This is a genomic window from Mesorhizobium loti CJ3sym (assembly GCF_000472785.1).
Lineage (GTDB): Bacteria > Pseudomonadota > Alphaproteobacteria > Rhizobiales > Rhizobiaceae > Mesorhizobium > Mesorhizobium loti_E.
Map to the genome: position 1 here is coordinate 109208 of NZ_AXAL01000006.1, position 18875 is coordinate 128082.

Sequence of the window (18875 nt, forward strand, 5' to 3'; positions counted from 1 at the left end):
TTGTCCGGACCTGTAATCCGCCGAGAGCACTGAGGGATCCGGTCGAAGGTTTTCGGCCCCGACTGCAATGGCCTGTCGAGGTTTCGCCTCTACCCGTCCAACCCCCCTGATCAAAATCCGCACAGTGCTCAGGCGCGGTGGCGTTTTTGGCCCCGTCCGCGGGTGTGATGACCGGTTGATCGCAGGCCAGCAGCACCCGCCTTTCGCGATGCGAGCGAGCAGTGTGTTCCCAAAATATTCTAAATGTGTACATAGATAATACAATCGCTTGACTCCTTCGCCGCGTCATGCAATTTTCCAAGTCATCAAATGCGATCGACTGGTTCGGGGCGCTGAGAACTCTCGTGTGAGAGTTCGCAGGTGGCGCTCCTGCGCCCTGAGGACGCATTGGTCGAAACGGCCACTCCATCGACGGAGAAATCGTCTTGAAATTCGAAGGCATCTACACGCCGGCGGTGACACCGCTTGACCCGGATGGGCAGATTGATCTGCCGGCTTTCGCGGCCGTTCTCGAATCCCTGATCGAAGCCAAGGTGCACGGCATTATCGTCGGCGGCTCGACGGGCGAATACTACGCCCAGAGCGCCCAAGAGCGCTTCGATCTGGCCGCCTATGCAAAGAAGGTCATTGGGACCAGGCTTGCGCTCATCGTCGGAACGGGCGCCACCAGGACCGACGACTCTGTCGAGTATGCCAAGGCGGCGAAGGCGATTGGCGCTGACGCGATCCTGGTATCGTCGCCTCCCTACGCCCTGCCGACAGAGCGCGAGAATGCGGTTCATGCGCTGACGGTCGACCGAGCGGCGAACCTGCCGATCATGCTCTACAATTATCCGGCCCGCATGGGCGTCACCATGCGGGAGGAATATTTCTCCCGCGTCGGCAAATCCAGGAACGTCGTGGCGATCAAGGAAAGCTCCGGCGAGATGGGCAACGTCCATCTGCTAGCCCGGAAATTCCCCCACATCTCGCTCTCTTGCGGCTGGGACGACCAGGCGCTCGAATTCTTTGCGTGGGGTGCCAGGAGCTGGGTCTGTGCCGGCTCGAATTTCCTGCCGCGCGAGCATGTCGCGCTCTACGAAGCCTGCGTGCTCGAAAGGAACTTCGACAAGGGCCGCGCCATCATGACCGCGATGCTGCCGCTCATGGATTTTCTCGAATGCGGAAAATTCGTCCAGTCGATCAAGCACGGCTGCGAGCTGATCGGCCTGAAGACAGGCTCCGTCCGTGCACCGCTCCGCCCTCTCAATTCGGAAGAGAAGCGGGGTCTCCAGACTGTCGTCACCACCCTTAAACGAACGGTCGCGCAGATCACGTCGGGAGCAAACCATGCATAAACCTTTGACCGCCGCCGAATACAAGGCGATTGCCGCGAACCTTCAATTTCCGACCAATGCCTTCATTGACGGTGCCTTCCGCCCGGCGAACTCAGGCAAGACCTTCGAGACCACGAATCCGGCGACGGGCGAAACGCTTGCCGAGATCGCGGCCTGCGACGCCAGCGACGTCGATTTCGCCGTGGCCAAGGCCAGACAGGCCTTCGACGACGGCCGCTGGCATCTGCGGTCGCCCGGTGAGCGCAAGGCCGTCCTGCTCAAATTCGCCAAGCTGATGGAGCGCAACCGCCACGAACTCGCGGTCATGGAGAGCCTCGACAGCGGCAAGCCGGTTCGCGAATGCCAGACCGTCGATGTCCCGGATACGATCCATACGATCCGTTGGCATGCCGAACTTATCGACAAGCTCTATGACAACACCGCTCCCGTGGGCTCGAACGCGTTGACCATGGTCGTGCGCGAACCGGTCGGCGTTGTCGGCTGTGTCCTGCCATGGAACTTTCCGCTGCTGATGCTAGCCTGGAAAATCGGCCCGGCGCTTGCGGCCGGATGCTCGGTTATCGTGAAGCCCGCCCAGGAGACGACGCTGACCACGCTTCGTGTCGCCGAGTTGGCACATGAGGCGGGCATCCCGGCGGGCGTCTTCAATGTCGTCCCGGGCGGTGGCAAGGAAGTCGGCGAACCGATCGGCATGCATATGGACGTCGACATGGTGGCCTTCACCGGATCGACGCCGACTGGCCGCTGTTTCCTGCGCTACGCGGCCGACTCCAACCTCAAGCGCGTCGTGCTGGAATGCGGTGGCAAGAACCCGGCGGTGGTTCTCGAGGATGCCGAAGACCTCGACCTCGTCGCCGAACAGGTGGTCAACGGCGCCTTCTGGAACATGGGCGAGAACTGCTCGGCCACGTCGCGGCTCATCGTCGACGCCAAGATCAAGGACGAGTTGCTCAAGCGGATCGGCGCCTATATGCGCGAGTGGAAGACGGGCGACCCGCTCGACCCGGAAAACCGCATCGGCGCGCTGGTCAGCAAAAACCATTTCGAGAAGGTGAAATCCTTCCTCGGCGATGTGAAGACCGAAAAGCTGGCGGTCGCCCATGGCGGCGCCACGCACAGGGGCATCTACATCGAGCCGACCGTCGTCGACGGCGTCACACCTGCGAGCCGCCTCTTCCAGGAGGAGATCTTCGGGCCGATCCTTTCGGTCACAACGTTCAATTCACTGGCCGAAGCGGTCGCTCTCGCCAACGACACGAATTACGGCCTGACCGCCTCCGTCTACACCGGCAGCCTGCGCAAGGCGATCAAGCTCTCGCGCGAAATCCGCGCCGGCGTCGTCACCGTCAACTGCTTCGGCGAAGGCGACGCGACGACGCCGTTTGGCGGCTACAAGGAGTCCGGCTTCGGCGGACGCGACAAGTCGATCTACGCGCATGACAATTACTGCGAGCTGAAGACGATCTGGATCGACGTTTCGGATCGTTCGGTCGACGAAACCGTCAGATGAGCGACCTCGTCGTCAAGCGCCTTCCGGCGGAATCCGGAACCTCGGGCTGGGAGGCGATCAGCAAGCGCTGCTTCCCCGTCCGGACGCTCGACGGCGACGTATCGGCCGACTGGCTCATCATCGGTGCCGGCTTCGCCGGCCTCTCCGCCGCGCGGCGGCTGGCTCAGCTACGGCCCAGCGACAGGATCGTCCTGCTGGAGGCCGGCGAAATCGCCAAGGGCACATCGGGCCGGAACTCCGGCTACATGATCGACGTCCCGCACAATCTGTCGTCGGGCGAATACTCCGTCGCCAGCGAGGTCGCGACAAGGACGGAGATCGCACAGAACCGTTTTGCGATTTCTTTCGCCGCCGATGCGGCCGCCGAATACGGCATGTCCGCGCGCACCTTCGACCCGTCGGGCAAGATCAACGCAGCGGCGACGGAGCGCGGACTGAAGCTCAATGCGAACTACGGCCGCTCGCTGGGAGATATCGGTGAGGAACACCGGTTCCTGGATGCGGATGCGATGCGGGAGATCACCGGATCGTCCTATTATCTGGGAGGTCTCTACACGCCGGGCGCCGTGATGATCCAACCCGCCGACTATATCCGCGGGCTCGCCGCGGGGCTGGCATCGAAGGCCGACATATTCGAACACTCGCCAGTGCTCAAACTTGAGCACCTGGATGGGATGTGGAAGGCATTATCGCGCCGCGGGTCCGTCACCGCGCCGAAAGTCATTCTTGGCGTCAATGGCCACATCGAGGATTTCGGTCATTTCCGCAGTCGCCTGATGCACATCTTCACCTATGCCTCGATGACCGCGCCTTTCACGGCAAAGTCCACGGGCAAGGACAGGTGGGCGTTGCTTCCGGCCGATCCGATGGGGGCGACAGTCCGCAAGATGACCACCGACGGCGCCTCGCGCATCGTGATCCGGACCCGCTTCACCTACGACTGGACCATCCAGGTCAGCAAGAAACGGCTGGCCGGGATCGCCGCCGAACAGCGGACGTCGCTGGACGCCAGGTTTCCGGATCTCAAGGACGTGCCGTTCGAGCATGTCTGGGCCGGGCGGCTTTGTCTCAGCCGCAACCATGTGCCCGCCTTCGGCGAGATCGAAAAGGGCCTCTATTCGGCGTGCTGCGAGAACGGCCTCGGCACCGTCAAGAGCACACTCGCGGGCGTCATGGCCGCCGACCTGGCGACCGGCACCCGCTCGGACATGCTCGACAGATTCTCGGATCAGCCGGAGCCCGCGAGGCTCCCGCCAGAGCCGCTGGCGTGGCTCGGCGTCAACAGCGTGATCCGATGGCAGCAATTGCGTGCAGGCCGCGAGGGATGAGCCCTCGCCGCGCAATGTGAAGACCCGACCGCAAAGGTCTTCAAATGAGAATGGGAACGAAAAAGAAGGAGTGAGAAAATGAAGACGTTGTGGAAAGCGCTCTGCGCTGCCGCGATGGTCGGTATGACCATGCTGTCCGCTCAGGCGGAAGAAAAGACCATTACCGTGGGCACGATGTCCTGGGAGGACCTCACCCCCATCACCGGCATCACAAAAAAGGTGCTCGAAGATTCCGGCTACACCGTGAAAGTGGTGCCGTTCTCCGAGTGGGGCATCGCCTACGCCGCATTGACCAAGGGCGACATCCAGATTCTCGCCTCGCAGACGGATTACGTCGCCCAGGACTATTGGGATAAGAACAAGAAGAAGCTTGAGAAGATCTCCCCGGTTTCGCACGGCCTGTTCCAGGGCGTGGCAGTGCCGAAATACGTGACGATCGATTCCATGGACCAACTGAATGACAACGCTGACAAGTTCGGCGGAAAGATCGTCGGCATCGAGCCGGGATCGGGCCTGATGCGAGACACCGCCAACTCCGTAAAGGCGTACGATCTCAAGCTCCAGCTCGTGGAAGGCAGCACGGCGGCGATGACCGCCGCGCTCAAGTCGGCCACCGACCGCAAGGACTGGATTGCCGTCACCATCTGGGAACCGTCGTGGATGATGCAGAAGTATGACGTCAAGTTCCTGAAGGACCCGAAGGGCGTCTTCCCGCCGCCGCAGAGCTACTACTGGATCGGCAAGAAGGGCTTCTCCGCCGACAACCCGCATGCCCGCGAAGTGATCGCCAGCGTCTATGTGCCGCTTGCCGACATCACCGCGATCAACTCTGCCGTCAACGAAGGCAAGACCATGGACCAGGCCATCAAGGACTGGACCGACAGCCATGCCGACCTCTTGAAGCGTTGGGAAAACATCAAGAGCGAGTGATCGTCGACACGGCGGGCCGTCTAAGGCGGCGACCCGCCTAAAACTTCGAAAACATGAAGGCCAGCGTCAGGCGGCCCACGGGGAACGCGATGAACAGTGCAATGAACGGTCCCAACGAGGTATTGATCGACTGCCAGTCCGTATGGAAGATCTTCGGCGGTCGCGTTCCGGCCGCCGTCAAGGCCATTTCGGAACGCGGGCTGTCCAAGAAGCAGGTGCTGCAGGAATTCGATTGCGTGGTGGGTGTCTCCGACGCCAGCATGCAGGTCCGGCGCGGCGAAATCTTCTGCGTCATGGGGCTCTCGGGAAGCGGCAAGTCGACGCTGATCCGCCTGCTCAACCGCCTGATCGAACCGAGTCTCGGCAAGATCACGGTCAAGGGCAAGGAGATCTCCAAGCTGAACGCCGCCGAACTGCGCGACATGCGCGCCCGCAATATCGGCATGGTATTCCAGAGCGTAGCACTTCTCCCCAACCGCACGGTCCTGGAGAATGCCGCCTTCGGTCTCGAAGTTCGGGGCGTTGCGAAGGACCAGCGCAACGCCACCGCCCGTGCGGCACTTGAAAAGGTCGGGCTTGCCGACTGGACTGCCCGCTATCCCGCCCAATTGTCCGGCGGCATGCAGCAGCGCGTCGGGCTCGCCCGGGCGCTGGCCGCGGATCCCGAAATCATCCTCATGGATGAACCGTTCAGCGCACTGGATCCCCTGATCCGCCGCCAGCTGCAGGACGAATTCCGGCAGTTGACGAAGTCGCTCGGCAAGTCCGCCGTCTTCATCACCCACGATCTCGAAGAAGCCATCCGCATCGGCGACCGCATCGCCATCATGAAGGACGGAGTCATCGTCCAGGTCGGAACGGCGGAAGAGATCGTGACAAAACCCGCCGACGACTACGTCTCCGATTTCGTCGCCGGCATATCCAGGATCCACCTGGTCAAGGCGCACTCGGTGATGCGGCCGGTTGCCGAATTCAAAACCGCGCAGCCGCAATGCGACGTGAACGCGCTGCTTCGCACGTCACCCGAGGCCGACATCGGCCAACTCATCGACCTCACCATGCAGTCCGACCGCGATGCGGTCGCCGTCGTCGAGGACGGCACCGTCGTTGGCGTCGTCACCATCCGTGGCCTGCTGCGCGGTGTTGCCGGCAAGCCTGCAAAAGAGTTCGTCGCGGCATAGCTCGGGAGGAGCGAAATGGACATTTCGGTCATTGCGGACGCTTTCGACAGCTGGACGGACAATGCGCTGAGCTGGATCAGCGACAATGGCGAGTGGTTGTTCGACTCCATCAGGACCGTGCTTGAAGGGACCTTTAACGGTGTCCTCTGGCTCCTGCAGCTCGCACCGTTTTACGTGGTCGCAATCATCGCGGCACTGCTCGGATGGCGACTGATCAACGCTCTATCCGGCGTGCTTGTGGGGCTTGCCCTGATCTTTTGCGCCATTATGGGGCTTTGGACCGAAACCATGAGCACGCTGGCCCTGGTAATAACAGCCACGTTCCTCGCCCTGCTCGTCGGCATTCCCGTCGGGATCGTGGCGGGTTTCGTCAAGTCGTTCGATCGTTTCCTCGAACCGGTGCTCGACCTGATCCAGACCTTGCCGCCCTATATCTACCTTCTTCCCGCGATCGCGCTCTTGGGCTACGGACCCGCGACCGCGCTCGTTGCCACTTTCATCGTCGCCATGCCGCCCGCCATCCGGCTGACGTCGCTGGGCATCCGGATGACGCCGCATGAATTCATCGAGCTTGGGCAAGCAAGCGGCCTGACGCCGTGGCAGATGTTCACCAAGATCAGGCTTCCATTCGCCATCCCCAGTGTGATGGCCGGCATCAACCAGAGCCTGATGATGGCGTTCGGCATGGTCGTCATCGCCGGCATCGTCGGCTCGGGCGGTCTCGGCGAGACGATCTATTCGGCCGTGCGCACCCTCGACATCGCGACGTCGATCAACGCCGCCATCGCGATCGTCATCCTGACTATGGTGCTCGACAGGCTCACGCAGAGCGCGGCCCGCCGCGTCAAGGGAGACGCAAGATGAACCTTGATCCCATAAAGTTCTCGCCGGGGGCTTACCTCGCCCCCGCCGTCGATTGGCTGAATGTGAATTTCCATCCGTTCTTCAACGCCGTGACCAAGCTGATCGAGGCGGTGCTGAGCGGCATCGAAACCGCCCTGCTCTACCCGCCGCCCTATGTGACGATTGTCGCTGCGGTTCTTCTGGCCGCGTTCTTCGTCAGCGTCCGGGTCTCGATCGTGACGGGAGTAGCGCTCGCCTTCTGCCTGCTGGCAGGCTTCTGGACAGCCTCGATGCAGACGCTGGCCCTGGTGACAGTGGCGGTGATCATCTCGGTGTCGATTGCCTTCCCGCTCGGCATCCTGGCCTCGCGCTACCGAAAGTTCGAGGCCGCGATCCGCCCCGTGCTGGATATCATGCAAACCGTGCCGCCATGGGTCTATCTCATCCCCGCCGTCATGATCTTCAGCCTTGGCCGTGTGCCGGCGATCATCGCGACGATCGTCTACGGCATACCGCCGATGTTGCGCCTGACGACGCTCGCCTTCAACCAGGTGCCCAAAGATCTGCTGGAACTCGGCCAGGCCACCGGCGCCTCGCCGCGGTCCATACTGTTCAAAATCGAAATCCCCTCGGCCACCCCGACACTGCTGGTCGGTCTCAACCAGTGCATTCTGCTCTCGCTGGCGATGGTCGTCCTGGCCGGCCTCGTCGGCGCGGGAGGTCTCGGCGCCGAGGTGACGCGAGGATTGACGCGGATGGAAATGGGCCTGGGCCTGCGCGCCGGACTGTCGATCGTCGCCGTCGCCATCCTGCTCGACAGGCTCTCCAGGGGCGCCCTGCAGCGCAGCCAGGCGCCCAGACGCGCGGCCGCCTGAACCACAAAAGGAAACTTCATGCGCCGCAGCTTCTTCTGCATCGACTCCCACACATGCGGGAATCCGGTCCGCCTGGTCGCGGGCGGTGGTCCGCTACTGCCACACCTCCCGATCGCCGAGCGGCGTGACCTGTTTGTGCGCGATCATGACTGGATCCGGCAGGCGTTAATGTTCGAACCGCGCGGCCACGACATCATGTCGGGCGCGATCATCTACCCCGCCTACCGCCCGGACTGTGATTTCGCGGTGATCTTCATCGAGGTCAGCGGGTGCCTGCCGATGTGCGGCGCCGGCACGATCGGCCTGGTGACTGCGGCAATCGAGGAAGGCCTCGTGACGCCCCGGGTGCCGGGCCAGCTCTCAATCGAGACACCAGCCGGGAGGGTCGATATCCAGTACGAGAAGCCTGGGGAGTTCGTGGACTCGGTTCGCATGTTCAATGTCGCCAGCTACCTACATGCCGCGGACGTCGCCGTCGATGTCCCACCTCTTGGCCGGCTCGTCGTCGACATCGCCTATGGCGGCAATTACTACGCTGTCGTTGAGCCGCAGGGTTCGTGGCAAGGCCTCGACGGCATGTCGGCCAGTGACATCGTGGACCTCAGCCGTGGTCTGCGAGACGCGCTCGAACTCGTCTGCGATCCGGTTCATCCCGAAGACGAAAGGATACGCGGCGTGCACCACGCCATTTGGTGCGACCGGCCATCAAGCAGCAATGCCGACGGTCGCGGCGCGGTGTTCTACGGCGACAAGGCGATCGACCGTTCGCCTGGCGGCACGGGAACTTCGGCTCGCATGGCGCAGCTCCATGGGAAAGGCCGACTTAAGGTCGGCAACAATTTCCGCCAGGAAAGCCTGATCGGTACGGTGTTCGAGGGCCGCATCGAGGCGGAGACCGACATAGGTCCCTTCAAGGGCATCAGACCCAGTGTCGGTGGCTGGGCACGCGTCATCGGCCACAACACGATCTTCGTGGACGACCGCGATCCGCTGGCGCATGGGTTTCAGATCAGGTAGACGGCCGCACGCGCGAGACTCTGGCCCAGCGGATTTCACAACCCGCGCGGAATGTCCGCTTAGGGTCACGGGGCCGACTGATGCAAATGTCCGCAATTACTCCTCAAACGCCAGCAGCCGCTATTCTGCTTTCGGCCCAATACAAAACGCTGGAAATGGGCATGATAGTTGTTCGCTCTCGGCACTTTCCCGACTCGCAGTCAGCTGACCTACTGATTTTGGTCTTGTTAAAACCGAACGGACTATGCGTCTACAGATCATTGTTTTGGCTATTCTGCTAAGGTTGCGCCTAGTCGCTTGGAAATTGAAACGATCCAGGCTCGCAGCTCAGGACCAAACGGCTTCTCCAAAATGGCTCGATCCCAAGCCAAAAAATAAGGCTTCGGCAGCCTCAGCCGGTTGTCGAACGGGGCGACAAGTCTACCTGAAGCGATATCGTCGGCGGCCATCGAGAGTTGCGCCAACACAAAGCCCTTCCCGTTGGCAGCAGCATCAATCGCTGCGCTCGACAGGGAGAAGGCGACCTCGCCTGATGTCCGTCGGTGCAATGCGCCGATGCTTGCCGCCCATTCCGCCCATGTCGGCGGCGAGCGATGATCGCGGGACCATTCGATGCTGAGAAGGGGAAGATCGAGAATGTCGGTGGGCTCTTGGATCGGATGTTTCGCCAGCAGCGCGGGCGAGCACGCCGGCACTACCCAGTCGGTGAACAACTCTGTGTAGTGGTCGAAGTCGCGATACTTGTCACCGTAGGAAATTCGGAAGTCGACGTCTTCCGTATCCAGCCGAGGTTCTGTTTCAGCGCCAATCAGACGCACGGTAGCGCCTGTATGGGTAACCTGCCAATCCAGCAACTGAGGTCCGATCCATTTGCTGGCCAGCGACGGCAGGCAAGAGATAGTCAAAATGTCCGCAGATCTGGCCCGTTCGATGATATCCTGGGCGTCGCGAATCTGGTCGAATCCTGCGGAAACCGCTGCATGGTAAGCACGGCCAAGCGCTGTGAGGGCAACGCTTCTGCCGCGTCGTTCCAGCAACCTCGCCTCTAGGGTCTCTTCCGCTTTGCGTATCTGCTGGCTGACAGCGCCGACGGAGACGCCGAGTTCGTTTGCCGCGGCCGTGACGCTGCCGCGTCTGCCAAACGCTTCGAAGGCCTGTATCGCACGCAGCGGGGGCGTCTTGTTCACCTGGGCAACGATCTTAGGGTCATCTTGATTTAGTTTTTCTAAAATAGAACGCAGATGCAAGCCCTATGTCGTCCCCGGTCCGCAAGATATTCGTTTGGGCGTTCACAAGCTCGGGAGGACGCCATGTTTCTTCGAAACTGCTGGTACGTTGCCGCATGGGACCATGAGGTCGCCGACCGGCTCGTGCCAACGCGGGTCCTTGGCGAAGACATAGTCCTCTACCGCCGCACAGACGGCGTGGTGGCGGCGCTTGAAGACGCCTGTCCGCACCGCAAGCTGCCGCTGTCGATGGGCCGCATCAAGGGCGATACGGTCGAATGCGGCTACCACGGCCTGACCTTCGACAGCACCGGTACCTGCACACGGGTGCCGGGCGCTGAAAAGATACCGCATGTCGCCTGCGTCCGTTCCTATCCGATCGCCGAGCGCTACGGCTTGCTCTGGGTGTGGATGGGCGAAGCGGCAAAGGCCGACCCCGCGCTGATTTTCGCCGTCGACCACTGGGGCGATCCGGCATGGGGCGTCAATCGCGGCGAGTCCATGGCGCTCGATTGCAACTACCTCTACATGACCGACAACCTGCTTGACCCTTCGCATGTGTCGTGGGTCCACCAATCCTCGTTCGGTGGCGTTCAGGCGATGGAGGATGCGCCGCTCGAAACCACCGTGGGTACAGACGGCGTGACCGTGTGGCGCTGGGTGGTCGATGCCAAGCCTGCGCCCTTCTATGCGCCTTTCCTCAAATTCTCCGGCAATTGCGACCGCAAGCAGCACTACGAGGTGCGCTACCCCTCCAACGCCATCATCAAGGCGATCTTCGTGCCGGCCCGCACCGGCGGCGAGGGCAAGCCGCTGCACGAGGACGTGTTCCTCATGGACAGCTACAACTTCATGACGCCGGTCGATGAGAACCAGACGAAATACTACTGGTTCCAGATGCGCAATTTCGCCCCGGACGACCTGGAGGTTTCGCGCCAGTTCGCCAGCTCCGTGCGCGGCGCCTTCGATGAGGACCGCACCGTGCTCAATGCGGTGCACAAAGGCATGGCCAACAAACGCACACCCAATCTCGATCTCAAGATCGATGTCGGGCCACTGCGCTTCCGCCGCAACCTGGCCAAGCTGATCGCCAGCGAGAGCCAGCAATTGGCGGCCGCCGAATGAACGCATTCACCGCTCGCGACACCATCGCAAGAAGCGGATTTCGCGACCTGAAGGTGGTCGCGAAGGTGCGCGAAAGCGCCATCATTACGTCGTTCCATATCGAGCCGGTGAATCCAGAGGACTGGCGCGACTTCGAGCCAGGGCAGTTCCTGGTGTTCAAGATACCCATGCCGCAGAGAGCCGGCGAAAAGGTATATGTGCTGCGCAACTACAGCGTCTCCTGTTCCCCGGCCGCTAAGGGTCGTTACCGGATCAGCGTGAAGCGTGAAGCAGCACCCGCGCCGGGTTTGCCCGACGGAGCAAGCTCGTGCTTCCTGCATGACCGGATCGACGTTGGCGATATACTCAAGGCCGAAGGGCCACGCGGCGATTTCGTGCTCGACAAGGCCAGCCTCCGTCCGGTGGTGTTGCTCAGCGGCGGCGTTGGGCTGACGCCGATGGTATCGATGCTGCATGCGCTGGCTGCCATGCCGGATCGCCGTGCCGTCTTCGTTCACGCCTGCGAGAACGGCGACGTGCATGCCTTGCGCGATGAGGTCGCGGGCCTTCTCGCGGCACGGCCTGGCCTGAGCGCCCACTACTGTTACCGGTCCCCGTCGGAGCGCGACAGAGCCGACGGGCACTTCCACAGCGAAGGCATGATTTCAAAAGATGTGCTGCAGCGCCTGCTGCCGATCGACGACTATGATTTCTACCTTTGCGGCCCGCCGCCGTTCATGCAGGCGATCTACGCCATGCTGCGCGAGTTTGGCGTGCCGAAGCATCGCATCGCTTACGAATTTTTTGGCCCGGCAACTGTCCTTGAGCCTGATGGCGCGCGAGCCCCTGCTGCTCCGGCGCGGCCGACACGGATCGAGTCGGCGGGCGAGGCGACAACCGTGGAGTTCCGAAAGTCGGGCCTCACGGCTGTCTGGGATGGCAAGGCGGCATCGCTGCTCGACTTTGCCGAGGATCAGGGTCTGTTGCCAGAATTCAGCTGCCGGTCCGGCATCTGCGGCACATGCAAGTCGCGACTGGTTTCGGGTGAAGTCGCCTATTTCGAAGAACCGCTGGACGAGCTGGGAGCAGGCGAAGTGCTGCTGTGCTGCTCAAGGCCGAGCGGATCAGTCGTCCTGGATATTTGACAAGATCGCGATGCCGCGCGTGGGCGCGGGGAAACGGAAGTCGGGATTTGGAACAGTCGGTCAAACCAGTGTCGAGCCTGCCGCTCAATCCGCATATCGCCGCTTTGCCGCCTTACAATGCCGGTATGAACATCGCGATGGCGCGGACCCTCAGCGGACGCCACGACATTGCCCGGCTGGCCAGCAACGAGAACCCGGATGGGTGTTCTCCCGCTGTCATGGCCGCATTGGCCTCCTCATCCTTCGAACCATGGCGCTATGCCGATCCTGCCTGCGCAGCGTTGCGAGCGGCGCTTGGCGAAAAACTGGCGGTCGATCCCGACCTGATCGTTGCCGGCAATGGTTCCGAGGAGATGATCGCCGCCATCTCGCGCGCCGTCCTGGTGCCGGGCGTCTCGGTCGTCACCACCGTGCCGAGCTTCGGTTTGCATGAAATAGAGCCGCTGGCGGCTGGCGCCAATGTCGTCAAGATTCCCATGACCGCCGAGATGGGATTTGACCTTGCCGCCCTTGAGGAGGCGATTGCTGCTGGACCACGGCTCGTCTTCATATCTTCGCCCTGGAATCCTGTGGGGCCAGGGCTCGATGGCCCCAGCTTGCAACGCCTGATCGACGCCGTTCGTCCCGGAACGCTTTTTGCGCTGGACGAGGCCTATTTCGAATTCGCCGATCCGGGCGCGCCCGACGGTATCCAGGTCCTGCGCGGCTCCGGCATCGACCATGTTGTGTTGCGGACATTCTCGAAGGCCTATGGCCTGGCGGGACTGCGCGTCGGCTATGCCGTTTGTTCCGGCCTTGAACTGGCGAGGGTCATTGCTGCGGCGAAGACTCCATTCAACGTCAATGCGGCGGCACAGACCGCGGCAATCGCGGCACTCGCCGACGAAAGCTGGATGGAGGCGTCGGCGGCCCGCGTCAGGGCGGAGCGCCTACGCACCGGTGCAGCGCTTGCCGGCCTTGGCTTCCGGGTCGCCCAGTCGCAGACGAACTTCCTATTCTTCGATTGCAAGGGTGACAGTTCGAGCCTTGCCGCCGGTCTCCTGAAGCAGGGGATTATCGTCAAGGCGTGGCGCGAGACAGGCTATGAACACTATCTGCGTGTCACCATAGGGCTGCCGGCTGACAATGACCGGCTGATCGCGGCACTCCAGGAATTGGTGGCGCGATGAGCAGCCTCGCGTCTCCAAGGCAAACGACCTGGATCGAGCAAGCCGTGCCGGCGTTGGCTGCCGAAAAGATCCGCGATATTGTCGGCGCCGCGAATGTACGCACCGCAGAGGACGTGGGGGCGATTGATCCTGGCTCGAACGGCGCGGATCGCGGCGCCGGCATTGTTGTCGCGCCTGCATCGACCAACGAGGTCGCGGCGGTGGTGCGTATCTGCCGCGAGAACGAAATACCGATCGTGCCGCAAGGCGGGCGGACCGGCCTGGTCGGCGGCAGCATCTCGCGGCCGGGCGAGATCGTTCTTTCGACGTCTCGCATGAACCGCATCGAGCGGCTCGATCCGCTCGAACGCGTGGCCGTGGTTGGCGCCGGCGTCACTCTCGAAGCCCTGCAGACGGCCGCGCTCGAACACCGGCTGGAGCCGGGCATCGACCTTGCCGCGCGCGGCTCGGCGACGATCGGCGGCATGGTCTCAACCAATGCCGGTGGTGTGATGGCCTTTCGCAACGGCGTCATGCGCCATCGCGTGCTCGGCCTCGAAGCCGTGCTGGCCGACGGATCGGTCTATTCCGATCTGACCCGGGTGGTGAAGAATTCCGCTGGCTACGATCTGAAGCATCTCTTCATCGGCGCCGAGGGCACGCTTGGCATCGTGACCCGCGTGGTCGTCAAGCTCGACCCTACGCCGCGAGCCACGGCCACCGCGCTTTTCGGGCTGCCGTCTGTTGAAGCGGCCCTACAAACCATTCGCCTGGCACTTGAATCGGATGCTGGGCATCTGCGCGCGGCGGAGGCGATGTGGACCTCGTATTTCAGCCTGGCCGCCGCCGCGCATGAATGGTCCGAAACCGGCGTGCCGCTCGACCAGCCGCTTTTCCTGCTGCTGTCGCTTGGCGGCGCGCGCGAAGCGGCGCTGCGCGAGGATTTCGAGCGGATCTATTCGGAAGTGATGGAGCGCTATCTCGAAGCCACCGGCATCATCGCCGGCTCGCGGCGGCAAGAGGACGACCTGTGGCGGCTGCGCGAGGACACCAGCGTGCTTTATCGCGCCCATCCCAATGCGCCTTCCTTCGACGTGTCGGTCCCTCTGTCGGAAATTCCGACCTATCTCGACAGAATCCTGCCCGGGCTCGCCGCGATCGAACCGGGTCTGGCACCCTATGTCTTCGGGCACCTGGCCGACGGGAACCTGCATATCATTCTCAACCGCCGGGGTCCGCTGGCACCTGACATTGCGGAGGCTGTCGAGAGCGTCCTGTATCAACAACTGCGGCAGATCGGCGGTTCCTTTTCCGCCGAGCACGGTGTTGGCTCCAAGCGTATCCATTCGCTTCTGGCGACGGCCGACCCGACGAAGCTCGCCGTGATGGAGCGGGTGAAACATGCGCTGGACGATCAGTCGATCATGAACCCCGACAAGGTGCTTCCCTCTGACGTCTGGTTCGTCCGGTCCTCAAGGCCGCTCCTTTCCGGTAATGAGCGCCGACTGCCACCTCAGAACGCGAGCGATCACAACAATGAATAGCCCGACGGTGGAACGACAAGGAATGAACGGATTGACCGCAACCGCCAGCGGTCCAGTGGGATCGACCATGCGCCATGATGAGCCAGCAACAGCCTACGCCTGTGATTTCGCCACCCTGCGTCAGGGATTTCGCGAAACCGCTGAGCGGGCGGGCGCGGAACTGTCTGAATATGTTCATCCACTGAACGGCCCGGATGGCGAGACGCTGGCGACCGATGTGGCGCTGCTCGGCCGCCGCGACGCGCGCAAGCTGATCGTGCTCATCTCCGGCACGCATGGTGTCGAGGGTCCGTTCGGCTCGACCTGCCAGACTGCCTGGCTCGGCCAGAAGAACCTGCGGCGCCTGCCCGCCGACACGGCGATCCTTGCCATTCACCTTATCAATCCCTGGGGCACGGCATGGTCGCGGCGCGTCAACGAGGACAATGTCGACCTCAACCGCAACTTCATCGACTGGTCTTCGAGCACTCCGGTCAACAATGGCTATGCCGGCCTGCACGACGCCGTGGCCTATAGAGAATGGGAAGGGCCGGACCGCATAGCGGCCGACGACAAGCTCGCGGCTGCGCGCAAGAGGCTTGGGCATGCCGGGCTGGCGGCGATCGTCGAGGCCGGCCAGTATGAGTTCGCCGACGGCATGTTCTACGGCGGTGGTGGCCCGGTCTGGTCGAACCGCACATTGAACGAAATCCTGAAGACTTTTGCCGGCACGGCGCGCCAGGTCATCTTCTTTGATCTGCATACGGGGGCGGGTCCCTACGGTTATCCTGCGCTGCTATCTGTGGCGAGTGCCGAGCATGCCGGGCTTGCCTGGGGCAAATCCATTTTCGGGCCAGCTCTGACGACCGTTCTGACAGGCCCGGGCGCCAAGACAGGCACCGGCATCGCCGCGACGGCAACCGGCTACGTCTCCGATGCCGTCCGCAAGGCAATGCCGAACGCGCGCGTGCTGCCGCTTGTCGTCGAGTGCGGGACACTGGATGGGCCGGCCGTCATGGAAGCGGTGCAGGCCGACAACTGGCTGCATCTGTTCGGCAAGCTGGATTCGCCGCTGGGCAAGCGGATCCGGGAGACGCTGCGCTCAGCCTTCATTCCGGATGATCCGGATTGGCAGCGCACCTGCCTGTCCAGCAGCCTGCGCTATTTCGACCGCGCGCTGGCGGACCTGCGGACTGTCGAGGTGACCCAGGACGAGGCCACCAGGAGCGAACCGACGCCGCCAGCGGTCCACGTTCAGGTTGCCGATCCGGCGCCCGCTGACGAGGCGAAGATCACGACGCCGGCCGTGCAGATCGACGAGCTTCACAAGAGCTTCGGTTCGCTCCTGGTGTTGAAGGGCGTCAATCTCAGCGCCCACGCCGGCGAAGTCATCTCCATGATCGGCTCGTCGGGCTCAGGCAAGAGCACGTTCCTGCGCTGCATCAATCTTCTGGAACAGCCGGACGGCGGCAAGGTCGCGATCGACGGTGAGCTGATCAAGATGAAGCCGCTGTCGAACGGCCGTCTTGGGCCTGCCGACATGGCGCAGGTCGAGCGTATCCGAGCCCGCGTCGGCATGGTGTTTCAGAACTTCAATCTATGGCCGCACATGACGGTGGTGGAGAACATCATCGAGGCACCCCGGCACGTGCTGAAGGAGCCGCGCGAGAAGGCCATCGAGCACGCGCACGTGCTGCTGAAAAAGGTCGGGCTTGCCGACAAGCATGCCCACTATCCCGGCCAGTTGTCCGGCGGCCAGCAGCAGCGCGCGGCGATCGCCCGCACGCTGGCGATGCGGCCCAAGGTCATCCTTTTCGACGAGCCGACCTCGGCGCTCGATCCCGAGCTGGTCGGCGAGGTGCTGCGGGTGATCCGCCAGTTGGCGGAGGAAGGCAACACCATGATCCTCGTGACGCATGAGATGCAATTCGCGCGCGAGGTCTCCCACAAGGTTCTGTTTCTCCACCAGGGAAAGGTGGAGGAAGAGGGTGCGCCAGCGGAACTGTTCGGCAGCCCGCGCTCGGAGCGTCTGCGCCAATTCCTGGCACGGACACTGTGAGGAAGCCGCATCCTCGAAGCGTCCGGTTCGGACCGGACAACGGCAATGAAGACCAACAACAAGGGGAACTGACATGAAACTGAAAGTCTTGACGCTACTCGCCTTTCTCGCGGGAAGCATTGGCAGCGCATTGGCGGCGGAAGGCGAGCTGTCTATCGGCACCGAAGGCGCCTACCCGCCATGGAGCATGTCCGACGCCAACGGCAATGTCACCGGCTTCGACGCCGATGTCGGCGCGTTGCTGTGCACCAAGCTTGGCGTGACGTGCCATTTCGTCGTGCAGGCGTTCGACGGCTTGATCCCGGCGCTGAAAGCCAAGCGCTTCGACGTCATCATCTCAGGCATGTCGATCACCGCCGATCGCAAGAAGGAGATCAACTTCAGCGTCGGCTATGCAGAACTGGCCAACATGTTCGTCGCGGCCAAGGGCTCCGACCTGGCCGCTATCACCGATGTCGACACGCTGCTCAAGTCGCTCGACGGCAAGAAGGTCGGCGTGCAGGCCGGTACGACGCACGCTCATTTCCTCGAGAAGCGTGCACCGAATGCCGACCTGAAAACCTACGACACGCTTGACCAGATGCAGATCGACCTGGCGAGCGGCCGCATCGACACGGCTTTCGCCGATCAATCCGCCTTGCAGGATTTCCTGGACAAGCCTGACGGCAAGAACTTCCAGCTGATCGGCGTCGAGATCAAGAGCACGTTCGATCCGACGCTTGGCGAGGGCATCGGCGTCGGCATCGCGCAGGACAACACCGAACTCAAGGGCAAGATCGACAAAGCGCTTTGCGAATTGATCGCCGACGGCTCGGTCGGCAAGGCCAGCCAGAAATGGTTCAAGACGGACATTTCCCGGCCCTGCAAATAGGTCTCTCGCCTGCGCCCGGGCAACCGGGCGCAGTCATCTCGTCCGCACGGCACACGAGGGGCAACTTCAATGGAATTCGGTCTCTGGCAGGTCTGGGAAGCGGGTTGGGTCACCGCCATCCTGCGTGGCGCGTCGATTACCATCCTTGTCGGTCTCGTCAGCATGGCGGCCGGGCTGGCGATCGGCATTGTCTGCGGGCTGATCAAATGGGCACGGATATTTCCGCTTTCGCTGCTGGTCGATGCCTATACGTCACTGGTGCGCGGCGTGCCAGAATTGCTCATCATCTACCTGTTGTTTTTCAGTTCGGTTGAATTCGTCACCAAGGTCGTGACCGCGTTCGGCTACGCCGGCGTCGCGGAGAGCGGTTATGCGTTCGTCATCGCGGTCATCGCCATCGGCGCGATCTCGGGCGCCTATTCGACCGAGGTCGTGCGCGGGGCGCTCGGTGCGATCCCCGAGGGACATATCGAGGCTGCTCGCGCGCTTGGCCTTTCTGGCGGCCGCATCTTTCTCCGCATCATCGCGCCGCAGATGCTGCGCATCGCGGTTCCGGGCATCAATAATGTCTGGCAGACGACGATCAAGGACACGGCCCTGGTCTCGGTGGTCGGCCTTCAGGAGTTGATGCGCATTTCCTTCATCGGCGCCAACTCCACCCGTCACCCGTTCATCTTCTACCTGATCGCTGCGGTGGTCTATCTGGTCATCACGCTTGTCAGCCAGGCCGGGTTCGACGGCGTCGAACGCCTGCTCAGGCCGAGGACGAGGAAATAGC

16 protein-coding genes are annotated in these 18875 nt (G+C 62.5%); 15 read left to right on the forward strand and 1 reads right to left on the reverse strand.

The features are described from left to right. Positions 1 to 425 precede the first annotated feature (425 nt). From A3A9_RS0109205 to A3A9_RS0109240, 8 genes are all read left to right on the forward strand, one after another. Positions 426 to 1337 (forward strand): dihydrodipicolinate synthase family protein, encoded by a 912-nt coding sequence (locus tag A3A9_RS0109205; protein WP_027058532.1) that lies wholly within the window; start codon positions 426 to 428, stop codon positions 1335 to 1337. Continuing rightward, positions 1330 to 2847 carry an aldehyde dehydrogenase gene (locus tag A3A9_RS0109210; RefSeq protein WP_027058533.1) on the forward strand — a complete coding sequence of 506 codons (1518 nt, stop codon included), beginning with the start codon at positions 1330 to 1332 and terminating at the stop codon, positions 2845 to 2847. Before A3A9_RS0109205 ends, A3A9_RS0109210 begins: the two co-directional genes overlap by 8 nt. Next, the gene (locus A3A9_RS0109215; protein ID WP_027058534.1) at positions 2844 to 4175 is read left to right on the forward strand and encodes an NAD(P)/FAD-dependent oxidoreductase; all 1332 of its coding nucleotides are present in this window, start codon (positions 2844 to 2846) and stop codon (positions 4173 to 4175) included. Before A3A9_RS0109210 ends, A3A9_RS0109215 begins: the two co-directional genes overlap by 4 nt. Before the next feature lie 78 nt (positions 4176 to 4253). Then, positions 4254 to 5105, forward strand: coding sequence for a glycine betaine ABC transporter substrate-binding protein (locus tag A3A9_RS0109220; RefSeq protein ID WP_027058535.1), 852 nt, complete (start codon positions 4254 to 4256; stop codon positions 5103 to 5105). An 89-nt stretch (positions 5106 to 5194) separates the two neighbouring features. After that, positions 5195 to 6286, forward strand: a complete 1092-nt coding sequence (locus A3A9_RS0109225) for a quaternary amine ABC transporter ATP-binding protein (RefSeq protein WP_027058536.1) — start codon at positions 5195 to 5197, stop codon at positions 6284 to 6286. 15 nt (positions 6287 to 6301) lie between these two features. Next, positions 6302 to 7150: an ABC transporter permease gene (locus A3A9_RS0109230; RefSeq protein WP_027058537.1), complete on the forward strand. Its 849-nt coding sequence runs from the start codon at positions 6302 to 6304 to the stop codon at positions 7148 to 7150. Beyond that, positions 7147 to 8004 (forward strand): ABC transporter permease, encoded by an 858-nt coding sequence (locus A3A9_RS0109235; protein WP_027058538.1) that lies wholly within the window; start codon positions 7147 to 7149, stop codon positions 8002 to 8004. The genes A3A9_RS0109230 and A3A9_RS0109235 overlap by 4 nt, the downstream gene beginning before the upstream one ends. An 18-nt stretch (positions 8005 to 8022) precedes the next feature. Beyond that, the gene (locus tag A3A9_RS0109240; RefSeq protein ID WP_027058539.1) at positions 8023 to 9021 is read left to right on the forward strand and encodes a 4-hydroxyproline epimerase; all 999 of its coding nucleotides are present in this window, start codon (positions 8023 to 8025) and stop codon (positions 9019 to 9021) included. 269 nt (positions 9022 to 9290) lie between these two features. On the opposite strand, the gene A3A9_RS0109245 is transcribed toward A3A9_RS0109240, so the two are convergent. Continuing rightward, positions 9291 to 10208 carry a LysR substrate-binding domain-containing protein gene (locus tag A3A9_RS0109245; protein ID WP_082221987.1) on the reverse strand — a complete coding sequence of 306 codons (918 nt, stop codon included), beginning with the start codon at positions 10206 to 10208 and terminating at the stop codon, positions 9291 to 9293. Positions 10209 to 10331: 123 nt separating this feature from the next. Between A3A9_RS0109245 and A3A9_RS0109250 the strand changes: the two genes are divergently transcribed. The 7 genes from A3A9_RS0109250 to A3A9_RS0109285 all read left to right on the forward strand — a co-directional run bounded on the left by A3A9_RS0109250 (position 10332) and on the right by A3A9_RS0109285 (position 18874). Continuing rightward, on the forward strand, positions 10332 to 11372 hold the full coding sequence (locus A3A9_RS0109250; protein ID WP_027058541.1) for an aromatic ring-hydroxylating dioxygenase subunit alpha: 1041 nt from the start codon (positions 10332 to 10334) through the stop codon (positions 11370 to 11372). Then, positions 11369 to 12496, forward strand: a complete 1128-nt coding sequence (locus A3A9_RS0109255) for a 2Fe-2S iron-sulfur cluster-binding protein (RefSeq protein ID WP_051370826.1) — start codon at positions 11369 to 11371, stop codon at positions 12494 to 12496. Before A3A9_RS0109250 ends, A3A9_RS0109255 begins: the two co-directional genes overlap by 4 nt. 47 nt (positions 12497 to 12543) lie before the next feature. Continuing rightward, positions 12544 to 13665 (forward strand): histidinol-phosphate transaminase, encoded by a 1122-nt coding sequence (gene hisC, locus A3A9_RS0109260; protein WP_027058543.1) that lies wholly within the window; start codon positions 12544 to 12546, stop codon positions 13663 to 13665. Further along, on the forward strand, positions 13662 to 15188 hold the full coding sequence (locus A3A9_RS38495) for an FAD-binding oxidoreductase (protein WP_051370828.1): 1527 nt from the start codon (positions 13662 to 13664) through the stop codon (positions 15186 to 15188). The genes hisC and A3A9_RS38495 overlap by 4 nt, the downstream gene beginning before the upstream one ends. A 67-nt stretch (positions 15189 to 15255) precedes the next feature. Beyond that, positions 15256 to 17226 carry a DUF2817 domain-containing protein gene (locus A3A9_RS46280; RefSeq protein ID WP_202596363.1) on the forward strand — a complete coding sequence of 657 codons (1971 nt, stop codon included), beginning with the start codon at positions 15256 to 15258 and terminating at the stop codon, positions 17224 to 17226. 73 nt (positions 17227 to 17299) lie between these two features. Then, positions 17300 to 18097 (forward strand): transporter substrate-binding domain-containing protein, encoded by a 798-nt coding sequence (locus tag A3A9_RS0109280; protein WP_027058544.1) that lies wholly within the window; start codon positions 17300 to 17302, stop codon positions 18095 to 18097. Positions 18098 to 18166: 69 nt separating this feature from the next. After that, positions 18167 to 18874: an ABC transporter permease gene (locus A3A9_RS0109285; RefSeq protein ID WP_027058545.1), complete on the forward strand. Its 708-nt coding sequence runs from the start codon at positions 18167 to 18169 to the stop codon at positions 18872 to 18874. The last annotated feature ends 1 nt before the right edge of the window (position 18875 follow it).